Consider the following 24,531-nt stretch of genomic DNA (forward strand, 5'->3'; position numbering starts at 1 on the left):
GGTACGGATGATCCGGCGCATGGCGACTGATGCAGGCAACCCGATACCTCGGTTCCCGGACGACTTCCTCTGGGGCGTCTCGACCTCGGCCCACCAGATCGAGGGTGCGGCGGACAAGCGCGAGCCCTCCGTCTGGGACGTGTTCGAGGCCGAGCCGGGCCGGATCAAGGACGGCTCGACGGCAGCGGTGGCCTGCGACCACTTCCACCGCCACCGCGAGGACGTGGCCCTCCTGGCCGGCCTCGGCGTGGACGCGTACCGCTTCTCGATCTCCTGGCCGCGGGTGAACTCCCCCGGCGGCCTCGACTTCTACGACCGTCTCGTCGACGACCTGCTCGCGGCGGGCGTCCGTCCGGTCCCGACCCTGTTCCACTGGGACCTCCCGGCCGGGCTGGACTGGCTGGAGCGGGACACGGCCTCGCGTTTCGCCGAGTACGTGTCGATGGTCGCCGACCGCCTGGGCGACCGGGTGAAGAAGTGGATCACCCTCAACGAGCCCGCGGAACACACCCTGTTGGGGCACGCGCTGGGCGCCCACGCCCCGGGAAAGACCCTGCTCTTCGACGCGCTCCCGGTCGCCCACCACCAACTCCTCGCCCACGGCCTGGCGGTACGGGCGCTGCGCGCGGCCGGTGCCGGCGACATCGGGATCGCCAACTCCCACGGCCCGACCTGGCCCGCCTCGCAGGACCCGGAGGACATCGAGGCGGCGAACTTCTACGACCTGCTGTTGAACCGCCTGTTCGCGGAACCGCTGATCCTCGGCGAATACCCCTCCGGACTCGGCGAGTTGATGCCGGGTGACGTGGAGTCCGACCTGAAGGTGATCGCCGAGCCGATCGACTGGTACGGCGTCAACTACTACGCGCCGAGCCGGGTCGGGGCGCCCCAGGGCGCGGAGATCGAGTTCGGCGGCCTCACCCTCCCCGCCGAACTCCCCTTCTCGGTAAGGGACATCGAGGGCGTCCCGGTCACCGACTTCGGCTGGCCGGTGGTCCCCGAGGGCCTCACCGAACTCCTCACCACCTTCCGCGACCGCTACGGCGACCGCCTCCCGCCCGTCGTCATCACCGAGAACGGCTGCTCCTACGACGGCCTCGACGACCAGGACCGGATCGCCTACCTCGACGGCCATGTCCGGGCGCTGCACGGGGCGTTGGAGGCGGGCGTGGACGTCCGCGGCTACTTCGTGTGGTCGCTCCTCGACAACTTCGAGTGGGCGGAGGGCTACGAGCGCCGCTTCGGCCTCGTGCACGTCGACTACGAGACGCTGACGCGGACCCCGAAGGCGTCGTACGGCTGGTTCCAGGGCCTGCTGCGGGCGCAGAGAGAGCGGGTACAAGGATGACGACGGCCGACGCGGCGGACGCGGTCTCCGCGCCCAGCGCCCTCGCCGAGCCCGTCGAACGCGTCGGCCGGGGCTGGACCTCCGCGCTGTCGCTCGCCAACGGGGCGATCTGGGTGGGCTGGTACGGCCCGCTGCAGATCCTGCTGGCCTCCCAGGCCAAGGACTTCGCGCCCGGCACCGGGATGTCGAAGGAGACGATGCTCGCGTGGGTGACCGGCGCGGGCGCGCTGGTGTCCCTGGTCGCCAATCCGCTCTTCGGCGCACTGTCGGACCGTACGACGTCCCGGTGGGGCCGCCGTACGCCGTGGATCGTGGCCGGGTCGGCGGGCGGGGCGCTGTCGTTGCTGCTGCTCGCGGGCGCGGGCGGGGTGTGGACGATGGCGGCCGGCTGGTGCCTGGTCCAACTCACCCTGAACGCGGCCTTCGCGGCGGTCACGGCGGCCGTCCCCGACCGCGTCCCGCGCCTCCAGCGGGGCTCTGTGGGCGGCTGGTTGGGCGCCGCGCAGATCCTGGGCGTGGTCGGCGGCACGGGCCTCGCCACGGCGGCCGGGGGCATCGGGGCGGGCTATGTGGCGTGCGCGGTGTTCACGGCGGTGGGGGTGCTGCCGTACGTGCTGCGCCACAAGGATCTGCAACTCCGGCCGGTGGACCGCCCGTTGTGGTCCTGGCAGGGCTTCTTGAAGGGCTTCTGGCTGAGTCCGCGCCGCTATCCCGACCTGGGCTGGGCGTGGCTGACCCGCTTCTTGATCAACCTGAGCAACGCGCTGGTGCTGCTGTACCTCCTGTACTACCTGCGCGACCGCCTGCACTACCACGACCCCGACCAGGGCGTCCTGATCCTCACGGCGGTGAACGGCCTGACGCTCCTGGCCACGGTCGTGGTCGGCGGGGTGTGGTCCGACCGGGTCGGCCGCCGCAAGCCCTTCGTGATCTGGTCCGGCGTCCTGATGGCGCTGGCGACGGCGGCGCTGGCGGGCTGGCAGACCTGGCCGGGCGCGATCACCGCGGCGGCGCTCCTCGGCATCGGCTTCGGCGTCTTCACCTCGGTGGACTTCGCCCTGATGACGGACGTCCTCCCGAAGGCCCTGGACCGCGGCAAGGACCTCGGCGTCATCAACGTCGCCAACGCCCTGCCACAGGTCGCGGCCCCCGCCCTCGCCGCGCCGATCGTCACCTATCTGGGCGGGTACCGGGTGCTGTATCTGGTGTCGGCGGTGATCGGGATGGCGGGGGCGTTGCTGGTGCGGCGGATCCGCGGGGTGGACTGAAGGGCGGTGGACTGACGGGCGGTGGACCGACCTGGGTCAGAGCACGCCCGCGTCCCGTGCCGACCACGCCGTCGGGAACAGCGGGCGGTAGCCCAGCTCGCGGCGGATGCGTTCCGTGGACATGACGCCGAACCAGGGGTCGGGGTCGGTGTTCCGGGCGAGTTCGGCGGGGATCTCCACGCCGTTGAGCAGGTGCAGGTCGACCGCGGTGACCGGGGCGTCGTCGGCGATGTTGTAGACGCGGCCGGCGATTCCCGGGGCGTGCAGGATGCGCAGGAGGCCCTGGGCGACGTCCGCGTGGTGGCCCATGTGGAGGCGCTGGTTCGAGGCCCAATGTGCCGCCCACTGGAGGGAGTTGGCGAGGTGGGGGTCGCCCTCGCCGTAGACGAACGGGAGCCGGGCGACGCGGACGTCCATGTCGGTGAGGGCGAGGAGTTCGCGCTCCGCCGCCACCTTCGACTCGTTGTACGCGCCCCACATCTTGCCGCCGGGGCGGCTCTCGTCCTCCTCGGTCAGCGGCCGGCCGCGCCCCACGCCGTAGATCATCCCGGTGCTCACCTGGACGAAGCGCCGTACACCGGAGGTCAGTGCCGCTCGGCCGAGGGCGACCGCCGCCGCGTGGTTGACGGCCCAGGCCTCCTCGTCCGGTACGCCGCGGAAGGACGCGGCGACGTTCACGACCGCGTCCACGCCGGCGACCGCCTTGCCGAGGGCGTCCTCGTCCCGCAGATCGCCGAGTACGACCTCCGCGCCCAGGTCGGCGAATCGCTCGGCGCGGGCGGCGTCCCGCACCAGCACGCGCACCCGCTCCCCGGGCCTTGTCTGGGCCAGCAGCCTCGGTACGAAGCGCCGTCCGACCTGTCCCGTAGAGCCTGTCACCAGTGTCAGCATGTCGTGCTCCTCTCGTCTCCGACCAGCTTTGGGCAGGCGGGCCGGTACCGGGAGAGACCTTCCGATCAGGGGATCGGCGGTCCCTGGATATGCCGGGCGGACTGCCGCACCCTGGAAGCGTGAACCGCGCCGAACTCGCCGACTTCCTGCGCCGGAGCCGGGCCCGCCTGGACCCCTCCGACGTGGGCCTCACGGCAGGCGCCCGCCGCCGTACGCCGGGCCTGCGCCGCGAGGAGGTGGCGCAGCTGGCCGGGATGTCCGTGGACTACTACACGCGCCTGGAACAGTCCCGCGGCCCGCACCCGTCCCGCCAGATGCTCACGGCACTGGCGCGGGCGCTGCGGCTCACGGACGACGAGCGCGACCACCTCTTCCACCTGTCGGGAGAGGAGCCCCCGCGCCGGGGAGGCGGGACCGCACACCTGCGACCGGCCCTCCTGCTGGTCCTGGACCGGCTCCACGACACCCCGGCGCACGTGTCGAGCGACTGCGGCGAGGTGATCGCGCAGAACGCGATGGCACGGGCCCTGTCGGGCGACGCGTTCGCCCGCCCGCCCCGGGAACGCAACATGCTCCGCCGCTTCTTCCTGGACCCCGCCTCGCGGGAACTGTTCCCGCCGGAGGACGTCCCGGAGCACGCGCGCGCCCATGTGGCGAACCTCCGGGCGGTGGCCGCGGCCCGCCCCGACGACCCGGAACCGGCCGCGCTGGTGGCCGAACTACAGGCGGGGAGCGAGGAGTTCGCCCGACTGTGGGACCAGCACGAGGTGGCCGTACGACGGCAGTCCACCAAACGCTTCCGCCACCCCCTGGTCGGCCTCCTGGAACTGGACTGCGAGGTCCTCCTGAACCAGGACGCCCACCACCTGCTGATCATCCACACGGCGCGGCCGGGCACGGAGTCCTACGAACGCTTGCAGCTGCTGCGGGTGATAGGCGTGCAGGACATGACTCCCACCGCCTGAACTCAAGCCCAGACCGCGGTAACTCAGCCTCTTGGGGGTGCCCCCTCTGGGGGAGTTCGAGGAGCGGGGCCTGGGGCGGAGCCCCAGAAGGATGGGCCGGGTAGGAGCGGCGGGGGCGAAAAAAGCCCCTCAGGCCCAACTCCCCCTCTAGAAACCCAACTTCCGCAACTGCCGAGGATCCCGCTGCCAGTCCTTCGCGACCTTCACGTGGAGGTCCAGGAACACCGGCGTCCCCAGCAACGCCTCGATCTGCTTGCGCGACTTGATGCCGACCTGCTTCAGCCGCGCGCCCTTCGGGCCGATGATGATGCCCTTCTGACTGGGCCGCTCGATGTAGACGAAGGCGTGGATGTCGAGGAGGGGCTTGTCGGCGGGCCGGTCCTCGCGCGGGAGCATCTCCTCCACCACGACGGCGATGGAGTGGGGCAGCTCGTCCCGCACACCCTCCAGCGCGGCCTCGCGGATCAGCTCCGCGATCATGACCTGCTCGGGCTCGTCGGTGAGATCGCCCTCCGGGTAGAGCGCCGGCCCCTCGGGCAGCAACGGGATCAGCAGGTCGGCGAGCAGGTCCACCTGCTGGTCCGCGACCGCCGACACCGGCACGATCTCCGCCCACTCGAACCCCAGCTCCTTGCCGAGCTGGTCGATGGCGATGAGCTGCTCGGCGAGGGTCTTGGAGTCGACCAGGTCGGTCTTCGTGACGATCGCGATCTTCGGCGTCTTCTTGATGGACGCCAGTTCCTTCGCGATGAAACGGTCGCCCGGGCCGAGCTTCTCGTTCGCCGGCAGGCAGAAGCCGATGACGTCGACCTCGGCCCACGTCGTACGGACGATGTCGTTGAGCCGCTGCCCGAGCAGCGTGCGCGGCTTGTGCAGGCCAGGGGTGTCGACCAGGATCAGCTGGGCGTCCGGCCGGTGGACGATGCCGCGGACCGTGTGCCGCGTGGTCTGCGGCTGGTTGGCGGTGATCGCCACCTTCTGGCCGACCAGAGCATTCGTAAGGGTGGACTTGCCCGCGTTGGGGCGGCCCACGAAGCAGGCGAAGCCGGCGCGGTGGGGGGCCTCGGACGGCTTGGATGACGGGGTACGAACGCTCATGGCGCCCATTGTCCCTGATCCACAGGCCCGCGCCGCACAACAGTCCACCGGAGCCTCACACGGTGAGCTTTCGGTAACCCCTACGCAATGAAACGTCACGGAAACACAGCCGTGCACAACCGGAAACCCGGGCCGGTGACCCTCTGACGAGCCCCCACACCGTTGGAGACGACCGTGACCCTCGCCGCCGCCCACGTCGACACCGGCGACACCGCCTGGCTGCTCGCCGCCACCGCCCTGGTCCTGCTGATGACCCCGGGCCTGGCCCTCTTCTACGGCGGCATGGTCCGCACGAAGAGCGTCCTCAACATGCTGATGATGAGTTTCGTGTCGATCGCCCTGGTCACGGTGGTGTGGCTGGCGGCCGGGTACTCGCTCGCCTTCGGCGACGACATCGGCGGCGGGCTGCTGGGAGACCTCAAGCACGCCGGCATGGCGGGGATCGGCCCGGACTCCGTCCACGGCACCGTCCCCACCCTCCTCTTCGCCACCTTCCAGCTCACCTTCGCGATCATCACGGCCGCGCTGATCAGCGGCGCGGTGGCCGACCGGGTGCGGTTCGGGGCGTGGCTGGTGTTCGTGCCGGTCTGGGCGCTGCTCGTATACGTTCCCGTCGCGCACTGGGTGTGGGGCCCGGGCGGCTGGATCGCGGCGCACCTCGGCGCCCTCGACTTCGCGGGCGGCCTCCCCGTCGAGATCACGTCCGGAGCCTCCGGGCTGGCCCTGTGCCTGGTGGTCGGCCCCCGCCTCGGCTTCAAGAAGGACGCCATGCGGCCGCACAACCTTCCCATGGTCATGCTGGGCGCGGGCCTGCTCTGGTTCGGCTGGTTCGGCTTCAACGCGGGCTCCGCGCTCGGCGCCAACGGCCTCGCCGCCGCGGCCTTCCTCAACACCCTCGCCGCCGGCTGCACCGGCCTGCTCGGCTGGCTCTTCGTCGAGCAGAAGCGCGACGGCCACCCGACCACTCTGGGCGCGGCCTCGGGCGCCGTGGCCGGCCTGGTCGCGATCACCCCGTCCTGCGGCTCGGTCTCCCTGCTGGGCGCACTGGTCGTCGGCCTCGCCGCCGGTGCCGTCTGCTCGTACGCGGTCGGCTGGAAGTTCAGGCTCAACTACGACGACTCGCTCGACGTCGTCGGCGTACACCTGGTCGGCGGCGTCATCGGCACCCTCCTGATCGGCGTCTTCGCGGTCACCTCGATGACCGGCGGCGCGGAGGGTCTGCTCTACGGCGGCGGGCTCGGCCAGCTCGGCAGGCAGCTGGTGGCCGTGGTCGCCGTCGGGGCGTACGCGTTCCTCGTGACGTACGCGATCGGGAAGCTGCTCGACCGGGTGATGGGGCTGCGGGCGAGTGAAGAGGAGGAGCGGACGGGTCTGGACCTTACGGTGCACGCCGAGACCGCATACGATCACGGCGTCCTGGGGCACGGAGCCCCGGTCAGCTCGTCCGTCCCCTCCCTCCAGAAGGTCACGTCCCAGCCATGAAGCTCATCACCGCGATCGTCAAGCCGTACCGCCTCGACGAGGTCAAGACGGCGCTCCAGGAGCTCGGCGTGCACGGCCTGACCGTCACCGAGGCCAGCGGCTACGGCCGGCAGCGCGGCCACACCGAGGTGTACCGGGGCGCCGAGTACCGCGTCGACCTCGTGCCGAAGGTGCGGATCGAGGTCGTCGTCGACGACGCGGACTCGGAGGCCGTGATCGACGCGATCGTCAAGGCCGCGCAGACGGGGAAGATCGGGGACGGGAAGGTGTGGTCGATTCCGGTGGAGACGGTCGTACGGGTACGGACGGGCGAACGCGGCCCCGACGCGCTCTGACCGCGAGCACTCCCCCGGCGAACCCGACCGCGAGCAGCAGCAGCGCCGCGAGCCAGGGCAGCGCGAAGAACGACGCGCTCGCCGACTGCTTCGTCCCCGTCGCGGTCGCGGTCAACGTGATGTCGCCCCAGTCGAGTTGGGGCGCGCCCTTCCACGGCTCGGTCAGCTTCACGCTCTGCCCCGGCAGCAACTCGGCCGGGATACGGGTGAGTCCGCGCGAGAGCAGCGTCCGGCCGAAGAGGCCCTGCGCCTTCAGGGTCACCTTCGGGTCGAGGGTGACGTTGCCGGTGTTGTGCAGCGTGTAGGAGATCGTCGCGTCGCTGCTCCCCAACCCCGGTACCAGCGGCTGGTGATGGGCGATGTGGACGTGCTCGACGGCGAGCGCGGGCAGCGTCGGACCGCTGACCCGGAGGTAGACACGGGCGCCGACGGCCCGCTGCACTCCGAGGGCGAGGGAGCCGTCGCCCTTGTCGACGCGTTCGTCGAGGGCGACCAACGCGCCCGGGTGGTCGCCCGGTTCGGCACCCTCGGGTACATGCAGGGTGAACGGCACGGTGACCGACTTGTGGGCGGGGACGGTGACTTGGGACTTGGCGGGCTTCGCCCACGCTCCGACGCCCCGCATCTTCTCCTTCACCGTCCGTACGGCGAACCCGCCGTCGCGCGCGGTGTTGTAGGCGTCGGCCGCGTAGAGGCGGAAGGTGAGCGGCTGTGCCGTCTTGTTGGCGACGACCACCTTGTCCTGGATGGTCTGGCCGGGGTCGGCGGAGAGATAGAAGTACGGCCGCGCGGCGATCTGCGAGGCGGCCGGGTACACGGACCAACTGCCGTTGTCGGCGGCGTGGGACGACGGCGCGGCGAGCACGCCGAAACACAGGCTCAGGAGGAGGACGTACAGCTTGCGCATGGGTGCGGACCCCCACGGACGTGGTGTGCGGCGGTCGGGCGGGTGCGGGCGCCCGGCCACCGGAGGTGAGTTCGGACGGTCAGGTGAGCGTGAGCGTCAGAACGCCGGAGTACGAGCCCGGAGGCGTGAACGCCGGTACGTTCAGGGAGAGTCCGGCGTCGACGGTGAACTGGCCGCCGGTCACCGTACCGTCGGGCGTGGACGCGAGCGTCGCACCCGAAGAGCCCACCGTGCCCGCCGAACCAGCGACACAGGTGCTCGGGCTGCCCGCCTTGGTGGCGCAGGCGGGAGTCCAACTCAGCGCCCCGGCATCGATCTTGGCGCCGGGACCGGTGAAGTCGGTGACCTTGCCGGTCAGGGACCAGCCCGCGGGTCCGCCGCGGAAGTCCTGGACCGTCACCGTGTTGAGGGCGCCCGTGGAGGCACCGCCCTTGCCGAAGTCGACGGCGGAGAGGCCCACGGCGTCCCCGGCCTGCGACATCGACAGAGTGCCCGCCTTGACGGTGGTCGTCAGCTTCTGACTCCCCGGCGGAACGGGCGTGGTGTCGTTGACGACATAGGCGGCCGGACCGGCCCCCAGATCGGCACTCCACGCACTGCCCTCGTACGCCACGATCCCGGTCGTCGTCTTGTCGTTGACGGTGAGCGAGCCGCTGATGGTGCCGGCGCTGGTGGCCGTGACGGTCGCCTTGTCCGCGGTCTGGGCGCTGCCGGACCGCCCGGCCAGCGTCACGGTGGCACCCGGGGTGAAGTTGCTGCCGGTGACGGTGACGCTGTCACCGGCGTTGCCGGAGGCCGAACTCAGGCTGATCGCACGGGTGTTGACGGGTGTGGTGGCCGTCGCCGTGACGGTCTCGGAGACCGGCGCCGGCGGGTTCGTCACCGTGCAGGGGGTGTCCAGCTCCAGGATGTAGCTGGTGTGGATGTTGTAGTCGCCGGGCGAGAGGGTGATCGCGCCCGGGGTGGTGACCGTGAAGGTGCCGGTCATGGAGAACGACGGGAAGGCGCCGTTGCCCGGCACCGGGTCGTTCTTCTTGGGCCCGGCCACCGTGACACTGCCGGTCTGGGCACCGCCGAGGGTGACCTTCCCGGTGGGCGTCATGATGTCGGCCGGCAGGGCGATCGCGGTCGGGTTGCTGGCGGCCGGCTTGACCACCGTGTAGGTCACGGTGACCGTGTCGCCGACCTTGGGCGCGGTGTTGTCCACCGTGATCGCGGCGGTCGTGGTGCCGTCGATCGGCGGGATGCCCGCGACCGCCGGCGGGATGCAGTGCGTGGCGAAGTCCACGTTCGTCGACGCGCCGGCCGGACAGGCCAGCGCGCCGCCCGTGGCGACCGCGAGCGCGGTCACCCCGAGCAACGACGCCCAACGGCGTCTTCGGGATGTCGTAGCCATGGCTGTGCCCCCTCCTGAGGACGGTGGGCACAGCGGCTCGTCCGCGCCCACAGGGGGCATTGATGTGGGGATCGCGTGAGAAGTCAATGGAGACGGACAAATAAACTGATGGGCCGTCAGCTCCCGCCCCGACGGCAGGAGTTGACGGCCCGGTTGAGCCCGTGGGGGGAATGGTCGGGCGACTTCTCAGTCGAACACGAACGGACCCGGCGACTGCGGTGCGGTGGCCGTACAGGTCACCGCGATGCCGAAGATGGTCATCTTCAGCGAGCCGCCGTACGCCTCCAGGCTGTCACCGGAGGCGACGGTGCCACTGAGCGGACCGACGGTGACGGCGTCGCCGGTCGCCATGGCCGGGTTCACCGTCCCGCTGAAGACGGTCGTGCCGCCGCTCGCGTTCACGAAGGTGAAGGTGGAGGCGATCGAGTCCTGTGCCAGGGCCAGCGGGGCGGTGATGGACGAGTTGACGGTGATCGTGGCCGCCGTCCCGTCCTGCGTGGCCGTGAGCGTGGCCGCGCCGCCGCCGAAGATGCCGCAGTCCGCGGTGATCGTCGCCGTCTGGGGAGTGACGGCGAGCGCGCTGGGCGCGAACGCCAGCGAGGTGGCCGCGAGGACCCCCGTCACCAGTGCCGCACCCGTTCCGATTCGCTTGCTTCTCAGCTTGCCTTTCATGGATCCGGTTCCCTTCCCGAGTCTGGGAATGCCATGTGGGGATGGACGGGAGAAACACCTCAGCTCCCCTCACGGACACGGTGCGGTGCGCCACGCGAGCAGAATCTGACGGTCCGTCGGAACTTACGGTTCCATTGATGCGCGGGAGACGGGGAGAGAGCAAGGGCGAAATCTGGACGGGTTACTTCCGGACACGGTTCCTGTCAGCCGGCGGTCACCGTCAGCCGCACAGCCCCGTCCGGCCCGGCCACCAGCACAGGAGTCTCCGGCCCACCCAGATCCCGTACCGCCGCCCGGTCCTCCGCCGAAACGCCGTCGGCACCCGTCACCACCGCCGCCGCCTCCAGCGACTTCGCCCCGGACGCCACCGCCATCGCCACCGCCGTCTGCAACGCACTCAGCCTCAGCGACTCAAGGGCGACCGTCCCGGCGGCATACGTACGCCCGGTCTCGTCCCGTACGGCCGCCCCCTCGGGCACACCGTTGCGGGCCCGGGCCGAACGGGCCAGGGTGACGATCTTGCGGTCCTCGGGGTCAAGCGCGCTGCTGTCGGTCATGGACAGAGCATACGAAGGACCGGTCCCGCACGTCCCTCAGGGCCGGTCGAGACGGAGCCGCTCCGCGCGCGGCAGCCCCGCAACGACCAGGTCGTACGAGTCCTCGATCAGCTCCCTGAGGAGCCGGTCCGGAAGGTCCCCGTCCACCGTCACCGTGTTCCAGTGCCGCTTGTTCATGTGGTACCCGGGGATGATCAGCCCCTCGTACTCCTCCCGGAGCCGGATCGCGTCCTCCGGGTCGCACTTGAGGTTGACCGTGAGGGGCCGCCCGTCCAGCCGGGTCAGGGCGAAGAGCTTGCCCAGCACCTTGAAGACGGAGGTGTCCGGGCCGAAGGGGAAGTCCTCCACCGCCGCGTTGAACGACAGGCAGAACGCGCGCAGTTGCTCGGGGCTCACTCCGGCTTCGTCTCCTCCTCCGGGGAGTCGACCGACCCCACCGGCTCCACCAGCACCGTCACGATCTTGTTCCGCCGCCCGGCCGAGGCCTCCGCCGTCAGCCGCAGTTCGCGGCCGTCCGGCAGCTCCACGACGGAGGAGGCACCGGCGATGGGAACCCGGCCCAGCGCCTTCGCGAGCAGCCCGCCGACCGTCTCCACGTCCTCGTCGTCGTAGGCCTCGAAGCCGTACAGCTCGCCCAGGTCGCCGATGTCGAGGCGGGCGGTGACCCGGTAGCGGTCGTCGCCCAGCTCCTCCACCGGAGGGAGCTCCCGGTCGTACTCGTCGGTGATCTCGCCGACGATCTCCTCCAGGATGTCCTCGATGGTGACGATGCCGGCCGTACCGCCGTACTCGTCGATGACGACGGCGACGTGATTGCGCTCCTGCTGCATCTCGCGCAGCAGGTCACCGGCGTTCTTCGTGTCCGGCACGAAACTCGCGGGCCGCATGGCCGTGGAGACCAGCTCGGACTCGGCGTCCCGGCTGATGTGCGTCTTGCGGACCAGGTCCTTGAGATACACGATCCCGACGATGTCGTCCTCGCTCTCCCCGGTCACCGGGATGCGCGAGAAGCCGGAACGCAGCGCGAGGGTGAGGGCCTGGCGGATCGTCTTGTAGCGCTCGATGACCACCAAGTCCGTGCGGGGGACCATGACTTCACGCACGAGGGTGTCGCCGAGCTCGAAGACCGAGTGCACCATCCGGCGCTCCTCGTCCTCGATCAGTGACTCCTTCTCGGCGAGGTCCACCAGGGCCCGCAACTCGGCCTCGGACGCGAACGGGCCGCGCCGGAAACCCTTGCCGGGCGTGAGCGCGTTCCCGATGAGGATCAGGAGGTACGGGATCGGGCCCATGATCCGCGCGAGCGGCAGCAGCACGTACGCCGCCGCCGTGGCCGTGTTCAGCGGATGCTGCCGCCCGATGGTGCGCGGGGAGACCCCCACCGCGACGTACGACACCAGGACCATGACGCCGATCGCGGCGAGCAGCGCGGGCGCGGTCCCGTGGATCACCTGGAGGCACTCGTAGGTGACCAGCGCGGCGGCGGCCATCTCGCAGGCCACCCTGACCAGCAGCGCGACATTGAGATAGCGGGTCGGGTCGGCGGCGACCTGCGCGAGCTTCGCGCTGCCGCGCCGACCGGACCGTACGGCCTCCTCGGCGCGGAAGCTGGAGACGCGCGCGAGGCCCGCCTCCGCGCAGGCGGCGAGCCAGGCGACCACGACAAGGGCGATGGCGCCGACGACGATCTGAGGACTCATGAGAGGTGGTGACCCGCTGCCCTAGGAGACGGTCGGCGCCGGGGACGGGCCGTCGTGGCCCTTCTCCGCCCGCCAGCCGTCCACGATCGCCGCCTGCAGACCGAACATCTCGGCCTTCTCGTCCGGCTCCTCGTGGTCGTACCCGAGCAGGTGCAACACACCGTGGACGGTGAGGAGTTGGAGCTCCTCGTCCATGGTGTGCTGCGTCTCGGCCTCGGCCCCCTGCTTCGCGGCGACCTCCGGGCACAGCACGATGTCACCGAGGAGCCCCTGCGGAGGCTCCTCGTCGTCCTTGCTCGGCGGACGCAGCTCGTCCATCGGGAAGGACATGACATCGGTCGGCCCGGGCAGGTCCATCCACTGGATGTGGAGCTGCTCCATGGCGTTCTCGTCCACGACGATCACCGAGAGCTCGGAGAGCGGGTGGATGCGCATCCGTGCGAGCGCGTAGCGGGCGATGTCGAGGATCGCCTGCTCGTCGACCTCGGTTCCGGACTCGTTGTTGACGTCGATCGACATGGTCGTGCTGGTCTACTTCCGCTTGTCACGGGCACCCTTGTGGGTGCCGTTCTCCGTACCGTTCTCGCTGTCGTACTTCTCGTACGCGTCGACGATACGGCCGACCAGCTTGTGCCGTACGACGTCCGCCGACGACAGGCGGGAGAAGTGCACGTCGTCGACCCCCTCCAGGATGTCCTGCACCTGCCGCAGCCCCGACTTCGTCCCGCTCGGCAGGTCCACCTGCGTCACGTCACCGGTGATCACGATCTTCGACTCGAACCCGAGCCGGGTGAGGAACATCTTCATCTGCTCGGGGCTCGTGTTCTGGGCCTCGTCCAGGATGATGAAGGCGTCGTTCAGGGTGTTGTGCGTCAGCAGGTAGTCCTGCGTGACGTACAGCGAGTCCTCGGCCGCCACCTGGATGCAGACCGTCTCCTCCGTGCCTGCGGGCTCGATGCTGTCGATGAACCGCATCGGGCGTCCGCCACCCCCGGCCGCGTGATACTTGTCGCGCTTGCGGGCGAGACGGAAGGGCTCGATGCCTTCGGGGAGGCGGATGTCCACGATGTGGGCGTCGCAGCGATGCCCGACCTCCCGGCCGTTCGCGAGCCCTGGCTTGCGGCCCTCGGCTGCCCTTCGACGCGTATACGCAACCCCGCCCAGCGACTGCACCAGCGCAACCACGTCGTCGCGAAGGATGATCGACGTCGTCCCGTACTGGACCCGACAGGTGCGGCCGGACTGCGTGACCGGACCGCCGTCGGAGTCGAGCAGGCCTTGGAGAACGGCCAGCCGTACTTCGGCGGTGTTGTACAGGTAGTCGTCCGGGACGAACTTCGTGTTCGAACGGGTACGCAACAGGTCCAGCTCGCGCAGAACCCGGGTGACAGGGTTCTCCAACGTGATCACATCACCGGGGGACTTGATCCGGTTGAGGACGTAGTCGGGCCCGCCCCTGTGCCGCAGAGCGACACCCGGCAGCGCGCCCTCCAGCGCCTCGGCAAGTTCCGGATCCTCCGTCGCGAAGGACGGAGTCGTGGAGCCCGTAAGGCATCCGTCGCCAAGCAGCAGTCCCAGCGCGTACGGGTCCATGGGGACCTCACGTTCAGGGAACTGCACGGGCGCCGTGAGCATCGGGAGCTCATACCGGCGAGCGTGTGCCGCCCGCAGATTGCCGATCATCTCCTGCGTCTCCAGGACCCGCCACGGCTTGTCGCGGCGCTTGTCCGATGCTGTGCGGACCGTCCACAGATGCTCGCCGCAGCACAGTGTCCAAGCACCGTCCTGAGCGGTGACGCGATAGACGTCCTTCTCGCCCTGCGGGTAGACGCCGAGAACCGGGGTCGGCTCACCATTCGAACCGATGACCAGGTCGCCGACCTGGAGGTCCCCGATGGCGCGCCATCCATCCGGAGTCAGGACATTCGTGAACGTCGGGTGCGCACGACCCCTCATGTACGCCAGCGGCGCCACCTCGATCGTCCCCGCCGCCATCAGCTTCGGGATCGACTCCGGGTCGAGCATGTCGTGCAGGGCGTCGTAGAGCGGGCGCAGGTACGGGTCGATCTTCTCGTACAGGGTGCCGGGGAGGAAGCCGAGGCGTTCGCCCGCCTCGACCGCCGGGCGGGTGAGGATGATGCGGCTGACCTGCTTGGCCTGGAGGGCCTGGACGGCCTTGGCCATGGCGAGGTAGGTCTTGCCGGTGCCGGCGGGGCCGATGCCGAAGACGATGGTGTGCTTGTCGATCGCGTCGACGTAGCGCTTCTGGTTGAGGGTCTTGGGGCGGATCGTGCGGCCTCGCGAGGACAGGATGTTCTGGGTGAGCACCTCTGCCGGTGTCTCCTCAGGGCCATCCCCGTTCTCGCTCGCCCTGAGCATGGCGATCGAGCGTTCCACTGCGTCCTCCGTCATCGGCTGCCCGGTGCGGAGCACCAGCATCATCTCGTCGAACAGGCGCTGGATGAGGGCGACTTCACGGGCATCGCCGACCGCGCTGATCTCATTGCCCCGGACGTGGATGTCGGCCGCCGGGAAGGCCTTCTCGATCACCCGCAGGAGAGCGTCGCCGGATCCCAGGAGGGTCACCATGGCGTGCTGGGCGGGGACGGTGAACTCTGCTCTCGCCTGTCCCTGCGCGGGGGTGTGAGCTGTGGGTGTCTGCGTCATGGGCCGGCTCTGTAGGCCTTGCTCGTCCTCCTCGAAACGACTCGCCCGCCACAAGGGCGGCCTGGTGATTTCCAGGGTACGCCGGGCCACTGACAACGCCGTAGGGCTTTTCGGTGACCGTCGGGCCACGAAATACCGGGTGGACGCGCGTGTTCCCGGGGGCGTGCCCGGCGCAGGGAGCGTGCACAGGGTGACGCCGTGAGCCCTGTTCGCGCCCCCTCGTATGTACGGACAATGCGCTGTGTCCGTCAGGTGAGCCATGCAGGAAAGCAGGTCGGCCGCTGTGTTCGTGCGTCTGCCCACGTCCGTGTCCGAAGCGCAGGAGTGTCTGGCCGAGGGGGCGGTGCCCGTCGGCGGGGCGACCCTCGTGTGGGCGTCCTGGCAACGGGACGGGTTCCCGGAGCAGGCGGTGTCGCTGCGGGAGGTGCCAGAGGCCAAGGTGATCGGGGACGGGGCGCTGGGCGCGGCCGTACTGCTGCACGAGATCGACGCGCGCGTGCCGGAGGTGCTGCGGCGGGCGGCGGCCGGGGTGGGGACGGGTGCGGTGCGCCGGACCGCGACGGTCGGCGGGAACATAGTGGGCAGCACGCTGCGCTGTCTGCTGCCGCCCGCGCTGGTGCTGGACGCCCGCGCGGTGGTGCTGGAGCAGGACGGTCCCGTCGAGACCGACCTCGCCGAACTGCTCGCCAAGCGCCCGCTGCTGCTGGGTCTGCGCTGGCGGGAGCCGGTGGCCACGGGTTATCGCAAGCTGACCGGTGTGCTGCGGGGTGAGGTTCCGTTCGTGGTCGCGGTCGCCGTGACGGGGGCGGACCGACCCACGCTGCGGGTCGCGGTGCGTGACGGCTACGACGTGCTGAGCGAGGCCGTCCCTTACGACACCGATGTCCGCCGGATTCTCGGCTCCCTGGCGCTCACCCCGCTCGGCACCTTGCCGGAGGCGGTCTTCGAGGCCGTACGGGAAGAGGTCACCGGGGTGGTGGAGCGGGCGGGGGCCCGCTGATCCGAACCGAGCAGGAACGGTTCACCCAGCCCGGGAGGGGACGGGACGGGCGCACAGCCACTCGCCCCGCCTCCCCTACGACGACCTGCCGAACCCGATCGTCGGCACCGCCCGCCGCAGCGGCCAGGGACTGGCCTCGCCCTGTTCCTCCGGGACGAGTCCCGCCAGGAACGCGTACCGGTTCAGGGCGGTCGGGTCCTGGCCCTCGACCGACTGGACCTTGCGCCACCAGGCGCCGATCTCGGACCAGCCCGGTGCGGAGAGGGAGCCGCCGAACTCCTGGACGGAGAGGGCGGCGGTGAGGCCGGCGAAGGCGAGGCGGTCGGCGAGCGGCCAGCCGGCCAGGGTGCCGGTGACGAAGCCGGCCACGAAGACGTCGCCCGCGCCGGTGGGGTCGAGGGCCTCGACGGCGATGGCCGGGACCGAGGCCGATTCCCCGGTGCGGCGGTCCACGGCGTAGGCGCCGTCCGCGCCGAGGGTGACGACGGCGAGGGGTACGTGTTCGGTGAGGGCGTGGGCGGCGGCGCGGGGGCAGTCGGCGCCGGTGTAGCGCATGGCCTCCTCGGCGTTCGGCAGGAAGGCCTCGCAGTGCGCGAGGTCGGCGAGTCCGGCGAGGTCCCAGGCCCCGGTCTCGTCCCAGCCGACGTCGGCGAAGATCCGGGTGCCCTCGCTCGCGGCCTGGGCGACCCAGGGGGCCTGCTTGCCGGGGGTGAGGGAGGCGACGGCGGCACGCGCGCGCGGCGGGCAGTGGGGGGCGCCGCCTTCGCTGAACTCGGTCTCCGGGGGCGGCTCGTGGCCGTGGGAGACCATCGTGCGTTCGCCCTCGTAGGCCATCGACACGGTGACCGGGGAGTGCCAGCCGGGTACCGAGCGGGAGGCGGAGAGGTCGATGCCCTCGCCCTGTTCCAGCGCGTCCCAGCAGTACTCGCCGTAGTGGTCGTCGCCGAAGGCCGCGGCGAGGGAGGTGCGCAGGCCGAGACGGGCCAGGGCCGTGGCCATGTTCGCCACGCCACCCGGGCTCGACCCCATCCCGCGGGCCCAGGACTCGGTGCCGCGCACGGGGGCGGATTCGAGCCCGGTGAAGATGATGTCGAGGAAGACGGTGCCGGTGAGATACACGTCCCAGGGCGGATCGTCCGGCGCGCGCAGCCCGGCCAGGGGGTCGACCTGGGCCGGACAGGATCTCCTCTCCCGGTCGGCCGACGATCCCTTTCCGGTGGACGCGGTGGACGCGGTCACGGTGCGCTCCCTGACGTGATGCGGATCAGGCCAGTGTGCACCACTGCGCACGCGTGAGTGCGGCTCCCGCTCCGGACCCGCCCGTCGCGCCGGTGTCGGACCGCCGCAGGTCCGGGCCGTACCGTGCGCGCGGGTGTCCCCCGACCGCCCGTGACGGGGCGTCCGGATCCGGTCACCCGGCTCCTACCAGCGCGGCATCGAGGGCGTCACCCACTCCGGGTCGGTGACCCGCATCGCCGCCGCGTCGTCGCGCTCGCGCAGCGATCCGTCGTCGTCGAGCCACCGCTGGTGCAGCAACTCCAGCTTGGCGCGGTCGAGTTCGACGCCGAGACCGGGCGCGTCGGAGACGGTGACCTTGGCGTCGGTGAAGGTGAGGCGTTCGGTGAGGACGTCCTCGGACTGCCAGGGGTAGTGGGAGTCGCAGGCGTGGTGGAGGTTCGGGACGGTCGAGGCGACGTGGGTCATCGCGGCGAGGCTGATGCCGAGGTGGGTGTTGGAGTGCATGGAGATGCCGACGCCGAACGTGCGGCAGATGGCGGCGAGTTGCTGGGTGTTGCGCAGCCCGCCCCAGTAGTGGTGGTCGGAGAGCACCACCTGTACGGCATCGCGCGTGAACGCCTCCTTGATCTCGGCGAAGGTCGTCACGCACATGTTGGTGGCGAGCGGCACGTCGGTGCCCGCGGACACCTCGGCCATGGCGGGGGTGCCGAGTGCGGGGTCCTCCAGGTATTCGAGGACGTCCCCCAACTCCTTCGCCACCTTCAGTGAAGTCTCCACGGACCAGGCGCCGTTGGGGTCCAGGCGCAGGGGATGGTCGGGGAAGGCCGCCGCCAGCGCCCGTACGGCGGCGATCTCCTCGTCCGGCGGGAAGACCCCGCCCTTGAGCTTGAAGGAGGTGAAGCCGTAGCGCTCCTTGAACTTCCGTGCCTGCTCGACGACTCCGGCCGGATCGATCGCGGCACCCCAGTCGTCCTTCTCGCTCGCCACGCCCGCGGGGTGGTCGGCCCACTTGTAGAACAGGTAGGCGCTGTACTCCACGGCGTCCCGCACCTTGCCGCCGAGCAGCGCGTGCACGGGCAGTCCGAGTGCCTTGCCGAGGGCGTCGAGGCAGGCGACCTCGAAGGCGGAGACGACGGACAGGCGCAGCTTGTCGGCGGTCTGGACGCCGCGCAGTCCGCCGACGTCGACCTGCGCGGAGGTCCGGGAACTGTCGACCGCGACCTCGTCGGCGACGGTGAACAGGCCGTTGAGATCGTTGACTTGACGGCCCATCAGTTTCCGCGCGTACGGCCGGGCCAGTTCCAGGTACTTGGTGTCGCCGTAGGTCTCGCCGAGGCCGGTGATCCCGTCGGCGGTCTCGATCTCGACGATCAGGCGCGGGGTGTACGGCTGGTGGACGCCCTGGGTGTTGAGCAGCGGCGGGTCGGCGACCAGGATCGGGGTGAGCCGGACGTCGGCGATGGTGAGGTTCACAGCGCGGCTCCTACGAGGTCGAGTCCGGTGGCGAGCAGGGCGGTGAGGTCGGCCAGATCGGCGGCCGTGGGGTCGGTGAGCGGGGCGCGCACGGGGCCCACCGGGCGGCCGCGCAGCCGGGCCGCCGCCTTGACGAGGGAGACGGCGTATCCCGGTACCCGGTCGCGGAGTTCGACGAAGGGGACGTAGAACTCGCGCAGCAGTTTCTCGACCGTCTTGTCGTCGCCGTCCCGCAGCGCGGTGAAGAAGGCGTTGGCGATCTCCGGGGCGAAGGCGTGGACGGCGGAGGAGTAGGCGGGGACGCCGACGGTGGCGTAGGCGCGGGCCTGGATCTCGGCGGTGGAGGCGCCGTTGAAGAAGAGGAAGCCCTCGGGGGCGGCGAGGGTGAGGCGTTGCAGCCGGTCGAGGTCGCTGTGGCCGTCCTTGAGTCCGACGACTCCGGGGATCTGCGCGATCCGCTTCAACGAGCTTGCCGTATAGGCGACTTGGCCGCGCTGATAGGCGATGAGCGGGAGCCGGGTGCGGGCGGCGAGTTGCTCCAGCTGGGCCACCAGGCCGTCCTGCGGGGCGGCGACGAGGTAGTGCGGGAGGACCAGGAGCGCGTCGGCGCCGGCCTCCTCGGCGATACGGGCGAAGCGGGCGGCCTGTGCCCAGCCGTAGCCGACGCCGGCGACGACGGGTACGCGGCCGGCCGCCTCCTCGACGGCGATGGTGACGACCTGGCGGTACTCGTCCTCGTCGAGCGAGAAGAACTCGCCGGTGCCGCAGGCCGGGAAGAGCGCGCCGGGGCCGGTGGCGGTCTGGGCGGCGACATGGGCGCGGAAGCCGTCGGGGTCGAGGGAGCCGTCGTCGTGGAAGGAGGTGAGCGGGAAGGAGAGCACGCCGCCCGCCATCCCGTCCCGCAGCCTGCGCACCACGGTCTCCGTTTCGCCGTTCACCTGGGCCATCTCCTGGCCATCTCCCTATGTAGACGTCATCCACGTATGAAGACAAAGGTTAGGTACGCGAACCACAGCCGTCAATGGGGCGCACCCGCTCGCTACCATCTCCCCATGTCAGAGCCCGGTGGCGTCCGCGAGGTGAAGTCCGCCGCCCGCACGGTCGAGCTGCTCGAACTGCTCGCCGCGCGCGGTGACCGTCCCGCGCGCCTCCAGGAACTCGCCGACGAGCTGGGCGTGCCGCGCAGCTCGATGTACGCCCTCCTCCAGACCCTGATCGCGCACGGCTGGGTCCGCACCGACAGCACCGGCTCGCTCTACGGCATCGGTATCCACGCCCTGCTCACCGGCACCAGCTATCTGGACTCCGACCCGCGCGTGCGGACCGTACGGCCGTATCTCGACGAGGCGTCCCAGGCGCTCGGCGAGACGATCCATCTCGGGCGACTGGACGGGCGGGACGTCGCCTATCTCGCGACCCGGGAGTCCCACGAGTACCTGCGGACCATCAGCCGGGTGGGACGGCGGCTGCCCGCGCATGTCGGCGCCCTCGGCAAGGCGCTGCTCGCGGAACGGGACGACGCGGAGTTGCCCGACGGGCCGTACGAGGCGGCTACGCCCAACACGCACACCACACGGGAGGCGTTGGTCGTGGACCTCGCCGCGATCCGCGCCCGCGGCTACTCGGTCGACCGCGAGGAGGGCGTCCTCGGCATCGTCGGCTTCGGCTTCGCGCTGCGCTACGACAACCCGCCGCTGGACGCGATCAGTTGCTCGGTGCCGGTGGTCCGGCTGACGCCGGAGCACGAGGGGGAGATCGTCTCCGTGATGCGGGAGGTCAGGGCCAAGATCGAGACGGCGGCGCGGGCGGCGGGCGGAGCCGTGCACTGGCGTTAGCGCCGGACATCCGCCGGGCGGCTCCGCGATGCGGGGCCACGTCTACCCGGCACTCCCCACCCCAAACAGAACGTGCCCCACATCACACCCCCCTCCCTTCTTTCCCCAACCGCGTGCTTGATACAAATTGCCCGCGCGTTCCTGTCCGTCGACGGTCGTCGCCCCTCCCCTTTTCGAACCGCTTCTTTCGCATGCCCTGGGAACGCCCGTGTCCGCCCGCAGCACCACCACGCCCTGGCCGCTCGTCGCCCTTTTCACGGCCGGGTACCTCGCCCCCTACCTCCTGCCCACCACCGTCGGCCGCCTCGACGCCGGGCTCCCGCTGTCGGCCACACAGGCCGGCGCCGTCGGCAGCGCGCTGCTGCTGAGTTCGGCGGCGGCGGGCTTCCTGCTCGTCTCACGCGTGGACCGGGTCGGCCCGCGCACCCTCGCCCGCATCGGCCTCGCCCTGGCCGTGCTCGGCTACGGCTCGGCCGCCCTCACGCACGCCGTACCGGCGGTCGTCCTCGGCGCGATCGTCGGCGGCTTCGGATCGGGTACGGCCACCACGGTCGCCGCGTCCGGCATCGCCGGCGAGCGGGACCCCCACCGCGCCTCCACGCTCGGCCTGTTGTGCGTGTCCGCGCTCGCGGGCGCCGTCTACCTCACGGTCCCGCACCTCGGCGCGGGCCACGGCCGGCCGCTCGCCGCGATCGCGCTGACCGCACTCGCCGTATGGCCGCTGACCGGCTGCCTCCCGGTCCGTACGACGGCGGCGGAGCACACGCGCGTGGAGACCGCCGGCCTCCCCCACCGCCGCGCCGGACTGGTCCTCGCCGCCACCCTGCTGTGCTGGTCCCTCGCGCAGAACTCCCTCTGGGGCGTCAGCGGACGCATCGGCCTCACCCAGGCGCATCTGTCCGAGGTCACCGTCGGCGCGGTCTTCGCGATCGCCCTCGGCACCGGCCTCGTCGGTGTCATCGGCGCCGGCGCGCTCGGCACCCGGCTGGGCCGCGCGGTCCCGATCGGCGCGGGCACGGTACTCATCGCGGGCTGCATCCTGCTCAGCGCGTCCGCACACGACCTGCGGACCTTCGCGACCGGCGAGATCGCCTGGAACACCCTCTACCCGATCGTCCTGTCCTACGTCCTCGGCCTCGCCGCCTCCCTTGATCCGCGCGGCCGTTGGGCGGTCCTGGTCGGCTCGGCCTCGTCACTGGGGACGGCGGCGGGCCCGCTCGTGGGGAGTGTGCTGTCGGCGCGGGCGGGGTTCCCGGCGATGGGGGCGCTCCTCGCGGCGGGGCTGATGGTGATCGCCGTACCGATGACGGGGGTGGCGCTGTACGCCGGAAGGCGCCGGGCGCAGGTGTCCCAGATCGTCGAGATCCCGGTGGAGGCCACGGCCGTCCCCGCGCAGCACACCTACGACACGACACCGGCCGCCTAGAAGACGTACGCCTCGACCTCGGCGAGATACCGCGCCCGCAGCTCCTCGTCGTCCTCCAGGAAGGACGCCACGAAGGAGTTCCGGGCCAGCTCCCGCAACCGGTCCTCGCTCAGGCCCAGCGACGAGCGAACCGCGTCGAAGTTGTCGCCGACGTAGCCGCCGAAGTAGGCCGGGTCGTCCGAGTTGACCGTGCAGAGCAGGCCCGCGTCCAGCATGGCGGGGAGGGGGTGCTCGGCGAGGACGTCGACCGCGCGCAACCGGACGTTCGACAGCGGGCAGAGGGTGAGCGGGATACGGTCCCGCACCAGCCGCGCCACCAAGTCCGCGTCCTCCATGCAGCGCAGCCCGTGGTCGACGCGCTCGACGCCGAGGACGTCCAGCGCCTCGGTGATGTAGGCCGACGGGCCCTCCTCACCGGCGTGCGCGACCCGTCGCAGCCCCAGCGCGGCGGCGGCCTCGTAGACCTCGCGGAACTTCACCGGCGGGTGGCCGACCTCGGCCGAGTCGAGGCCGATGCCGGTGATCCGGTGGAGGTACGGCTTCGCCGCCTCCAGGGTCTCCATGGCCGAGTCGGCGGACTCGTCGCGCAGGAAACACATGATCAGCCGGGTCGAGATGCCGTGGTTGGCCTCGCTGTCGCCGAGCGCCCGCCACAGGCCCTCCACCACCGTGCCCATGTCCACACCCCGGGCGATGTGCGCCTGCGGGTCGAAGAAGATCTCCGCGTGCCGCACGCCCTGCGCGGCGGCGCGGGCCAGATAGGCGTTCGCCAGGTCCTCGAAGTCCTGCTCGGTGCGCAGGACGGCCATCAGCTCGTAGTAGAGGTTCAGGAAGGTCTGGAGATCATCGAAGAAGTACGCCTTGCGGAGTTCCTCGGTGTCCGCGTACGGCAGCTCTACGCCGTTGCGGGCGGCGAGGGCGAACGCCAGCTCGGGTTCGAGGGTGCCTTCGATGTGCAGGTGCAGTTCGGCTTTGGGAATGGGCATCGAAGTATCGTACGGGTGTTTTACAACCGTTTCGGAACCGGCACCCTGAGTAGATCGTGCGCCACGGTCAGCTCCCCCTCGAACCCGGCCGCCCGCGCCTGCCGCTCGAACTCCTCCGGCTCGGAGTAGCGCTGGCTGAAGTGGGTGAGGACGAGGTGCCGGACGCCCGCGTCCTGCGCCACCCGCGCCGCCTGACCAGCCGTCAGATGGCCATGGTCCACGGCCAGTTGCTCGTCCTCGTCCAGGAACGTCGACTCGATCGCCAGCAGGTCGCAGCCCTCTGCGAGGGCGTGCACCCCCTCGCAGAGGCGGGTGTCCATGACGAACGCGAACCGCTGCCCGCGCCGCACCTCGCTGACCTCGTCCAGCAAGACGCCGTCCACGACTCCCTCGCGCTGGATACGGCCCACGTCCGGGCCCTTGATGCCGTGCGCGGCGAGCCGGTCGGGGAGCATGCGGCGGCCGTCGGGTTCGGTGAGGCGGTAGCCGTAGGACTCGACGGGGTGGGAGAGCTTGCGGGTCTCCAGGGTGTAGTTCCCCGTGGTGGCGATCACTCCGTCCGCCGCCACCGGGGACTCCGTGATGCCGACCGTCTCGCGGTACGCGGTGGCGTAGCGCAGGCGGTCGAAGAAGTGTTGGCCCGAGCGCGGGTAGTGCGCGGTGATCTCGTGCGGGACGCGGTCCAGGTTGATGCGCTGGATGACGCCCGCGAGGCCGAGGGAGTGGTCGCCGTGGAAGTGGGTGACGCAGATCCGGTTGAGGTCGTGCGCGGCGACCCCGGCGCGGAGCATCTGGCGCTGGGTGCCCTCGCCGGGGTCGAAGAGGATGCCCTCGCCGTCCCAGCGCAGCAGGTAGCCGTTGTGGTTGCGGTGCCGGGTGGGGACCTGGCTTGCGGTGCCGAGGATCACCAATTCACGTACGGACACGGTGAGTTACCCGGGGGGCCACTGCATGCCGCGGCCGCCCATCACGTGGGCGTGGGCGTGGAAGACGGTCTGGCCCACGCCGGTGCCCGTGTTGAACACCACGCGGTAGCTGTCGAGCTTCTCGTCCGCCGCGACCTCGCCCGCCTCGCGCAGTATGTCGGCGGCGATCGTCGGTTCGGCGGCGGCGAGGGAGGCGGCGTCGGGGTAGTGGACGCGGGGGATCACCAGGACGTGGGTGGGGGCCTGGGGGTTGATGTCCCGGAACGCGACGGTGGTGTCCGTTTCACGGACGATCGTTGCCGGGATGTGGCCCTCGGCGATCTTGCAGAACAGGCAGTCGTTCTGCGGTTCCCCTGACAT

General features: G+C 70.9%; 24 protein-coding genes. 8 read left to right on the top strand and 16 right to left on the bottom strand.

Translation table 11 applies throughout. The features are described from left to right. Positions 1 to 19: 19 nt before the first annotated feature. Positions 20 to 1,348, top strand: coding sequence for a GH1 family beta-glucosidase (locus tag ACWDEW_RS05785; RefSeq protein WP_450509963.1), 1,329 nt, complete (start codon positions 20 to 22; stop codon positions 1,346 to 1,348). Continuing rightward, complete coding sequence (locus tag ACWDEW_RS05790) at positions 1,345 to 2,616, top strand: MFS transporter (protein WP_450509964.1); 1,272 nt, start codon at positions 1,345 to 1,347, stop codon at positions 2,614 to 2,616. The genes ACWDEW_RS05785 and ACWDEW_RS05790 overlap by 4 nt, the downstream gene beginning before the upstream one ends. 36 nt (positions 2,617 to 2,652) lie before the next feature. Here the strand turns inward: ACWDEW_RS05790 and ACWDEW_RS05795 are convergent, their stop codons facing one another. Then, positions 2,653 to 3,507, bottom strand: coding sequence for an NAD-dependent epimerase/dehydratase family protein (locus ACWDEW_RS05795; protein ID WP_450509966.1), 855 nt, complete (start codon positions 3,505 to 3,507; stop codon positions 2,653 to 2,655). Positions 3,508 to 3,626: 119 nt separating this feature from the next. Between ACWDEW_RS05795 and ACWDEW_RS05800 the strand changes: the two genes are divergently transcribed. Beyond that, complete coding sequence (locus ACWDEW_RS05800) at positions 3,627 to 4,472, top strand: helix-turn-helix transcriptional regulator (protein ID WP_450509968.1); 846 nt, start codon at positions 3,627 to 3,629, stop codon at positions 4,470 to 4,472. A 147-nt stretch (positions 4,473 to 4,619) separates the two neighbouring features. Here the strand turns inward: ACWDEW_RS05800 and era are convergent, their stop codons facing one another. Next, the gene (gene era / locus ACWDEW_RS05805) at positions 4,620 to 5,579 is read right to left on the bottom strand and encodes a GTPase Era (RefSeq protein WP_199811129.1); all 960 of its coding nucleotides are present in this window, start codon (positions 5,577 to 5,579) and stop codon (positions 4,620 to 4,622) included. Between the two features lie 165 nt (positions 5,580 to 5,744). Here era and ACWDEW_RS05810 point away from each other — a divergent pair, with 165 nt between their 5' ends. Further along, a complete protein-coding gene (locus ACWDEW_RS05810; RefSeq protein WP_450509970.1) occupies positions 5,745 to 7,052 on the top strand; it encodes an ammonium transporter in 1,308 nt (435 codons plus the stop codon). Beyond that, positions 7,049 to 7,387 carry a P-II family nitrogen regulator gene (locus ACWDEW_RS05815; protein ID WP_328683430.1) on the top strand — a complete coding sequence of 113 codons (339 nt, stop codon included), beginning with the start codon at positions 7,049 to 7,051 and terminating at the stop codon, positions 7,385 to 7,387. Before ACWDEW_RS05810 ends, ACWDEW_RS05815 begins: the two co-directional genes overlap by 4 nt. On the opposite strand, the gene ACWDEW_RS05820 is transcribed toward ACWDEW_RS05815, so the two are convergent. From ACWDEW_RS05820 to ACWDEW_RS05855, 8 genes are all read right to left on the bottom strand, one after another. Further along, positions 7,281 to 8,294, bottom strand: a complete 1,014-nt coding sequence (locus ACWDEW_RS05820; RefSeq protein WP_450509972.1) for a WxL protein peptidoglycan domain-containing protein — start codon at positions 8,292 to 8,294, stop codon at positions 7,281 to 7,283. The two genes, ACWDEW_RS05815 and ACWDEW_RS05820, sit on opposite strands and share 107 nt — an antisense overlap. A 79-nt stretch (positions 8,295 to 8,373) precedes the next feature. Further along, complete coding sequence (locus ACWDEW_RS05825; protein WP_450509974.1) at positions 8,374 to 9,690, bottom strand: beta-xylosidase; 1,317 nt, start codon at positions 9,688 to 9,690, stop codon at positions 8,374 to 8,376. Positions 9,691 to 9,876: 186 nt separating this feature from the next. After that, positions 9,877 to 10,362, bottom strand: a complete 486-nt coding sequence (locus tag ACWDEW_RS05830) for a hypothetical protein (protein ID WP_093626577.1) — start codon at positions 10,360 to 10,362, stop codon at positions 9,877 to 9,879. A gap of 203 nt (positions 10,363 to 10,565) precedes the next feature. Then, positions 10,566 to 10,919, bottom strand: a complete 354-nt coding sequence (locus ACWDEW_RS05835; RefSeq protein ID WP_450509976.1) for a cytidine deaminase — start codon at positions 10,917 to 10,919, stop codon at positions 10,566 to 10,568. 36 nt (positions 10,920 to 10,955) lie between these two features. Continuing rightward, entirely contained in the window at positions 10,956 to 11,315 is a 360-nt protein-coding gene (locus ACWDEW_RS05840) for an MmcQ/YjbR family DNA-binding protein (protein WP_450509978.1), read from the bottom strand. After that, positions 11,312 to 12,619, bottom strand: a complete 1,308-nt coding sequence (locus ACWDEW_RS05845; RefSeq protein WP_450509980.1) for a hemolysin family protein — start codon at positions 12,617 to 12,619, stop codon at positions 11,312 to 11,314. The genes ACWDEW_RS05840 and ACWDEW_RS05845 overlap by 4 nt, the downstream gene beginning before the upstream one ends. Positions 12,620 to 12,640: 21 nt before the next feature. Beyond that, entirely contained in the window at positions 12,641 to 13,138 is a 498-nt protein-coding gene (gene ybeY, locus ACWDEW_RS05850) for an rRNA maturation RNase YbeY (protein WP_381248188.1), read from the bottom strand. A gap of 12 nt (positions 13,139 to 13,150) precedes the next feature. After that, positions 13,151 to 15,286 (bottom strand): PhoH family protein, encoded by a 2,136-nt coding sequence (locus ACWDEW_RS05855; protein WP_450509982.1) that lies wholly within the window; start codon positions 15,284 to 15,286, stop codon positions 13,151 to 13,153. A 283-nt stretch (positions 15,287 to 15,569) separates the two neighbouring features. On the opposite strand from ACWDEW_RS05855, the gene ACWDEW_RS05860 reads away from it, so the two are divergent. Continuing rightward, complete coding sequence (locus ACWDEW_RS05860) at positions 15,570 to 16,286, top strand: FAD binding domain-containing protein (RefSeq protein ID WP_450510169.1); 717 nt, start codon at positions 15,570 to 15,572, stop codon at positions 16,284 to 16,286. Positions 16,287 to 16,361: 75 nt separating this feature from the next. On the opposite strand, the gene ACWDEW_RS05865 is transcribed toward ACWDEW_RS05860, so the two are convergent. The 3 genes from ACWDEW_RS05865 to ACWDEW_RS05875 all read right to left on the bottom strand — a co-directional run bounded on the left by ACWDEW_RS05865 (position 16,362) and on the right by ACWDEW_RS05875 (position 19,945). Continuing rightward, a complete protein-coding gene (locus tag ACWDEW_RS05865; protein ID WP_450509984.1) occupies positions 16,362 to 17,525 on the bottom strand; it encodes a carbohydrate kinase family protein in 1,164 nt (387 codons plus the stop codon). Positions 17,526 to 17,708: 183 nt separating this feature from the next. Further along, positions 17,709 to 18,998, bottom strand: a complete 1,290-nt coding sequence (locus ACWDEW_RS05870; protein WP_450509986.1) for a glucarate dehydratase family protein — start codon at positions 18,996 to 18,998, stop codon at positions 17,709 to 17,711. Further along, complete coding sequence (locus tag ACWDEW_RS05875; protein WP_450509988.1) at positions 18,995 to 19,945, bottom strand: 5-dehydro-4-deoxyglucarate dehydratase; 951 nt, start codon at positions 19,943 to 19,945, stop codon at positions 18,995 to 18,997. Before ACWDEW_RS05875 ends, ACWDEW_RS05870 begins: the two co-directional genes overlap by 4 nt. Before the next feature lie 105 nt (positions 19,946 to 20,050). On the opposite strand from ACWDEW_RS05875, the gene ACWDEW_RS05880 reads away from it, so the two are divergent. Next, on the top strand, positions 20,051 to 20,833 hold the full coding sequence (locus ACWDEW_RS05880; RefSeq protein ID WP_450509990.1) for an IclR family transcriptional regulator: 783 nt from the start codon (positions 20,051 to 20,053) through the stop codon (positions 20,831 to 20,833). 208 nt (positions 20,834 to 21,041) lie between these two features. After that, on the top strand, positions 21,042 to 22,259 hold the full coding sequence (locus tag ACWDEW_RS05885) for an MFS transporter (RefSeq protein ID WP_450509991.1): 1,218 nt from the start codon (positions 21,042 to 21,044) through the stop codon (positions 22,257 to 22,259). Here ACWDEW_RS05885 and ACWDEW_RS05890 read toward each other — a convergent pair. Genes ACWDEW_RS05890 through ACWDEW_RS05900 form a run of 3 tightly spaced genes read right to left on the bottom strand, consistent with a single transcriptional unit; the run spans position 22,256 to position 24,531 of the window. Beyond that, positions 22,256 to 23,245, bottom strand: a complete 990-nt coding sequence (locus tag ACWDEW_RS05890) for an adenosine deaminase (RefSeq protein WP_450509993.1) — start codon at positions 23,243 to 23,245, stop codon at positions 22,256 to 22,258. The two genes, ACWDEW_RS05885 and ACWDEW_RS05890, sit on opposite strands and share 4 nt — an antisense overlap. 20 nt (positions 23,246 to 23,265) lie before the next feature. Then, a complete protein-coding gene (locus ACWDEW_RS05895; RefSeq protein ID WP_450509995.1) occupies positions 23,266 to 24,171 on the bottom strand; it encodes a ribonuclease Z in 906 nt (301 codons plus the stop codon). 6 nt (positions 24,172 to 24,177) lie between these two features. After that, complete coding sequence (locus ACWDEW_RS05900) at positions 24,178 to 24,531, bottom strand: histidine triad nucleotide-binding protein (RefSeq protein ID WP_450509997.1); 354 nt, start codon at positions 24,529 to 24,531, stop codon at positions 24,178 to 24,180.

Source organism: Streptomyces sp. NPDC001100 (assembly GCF_053598575.1).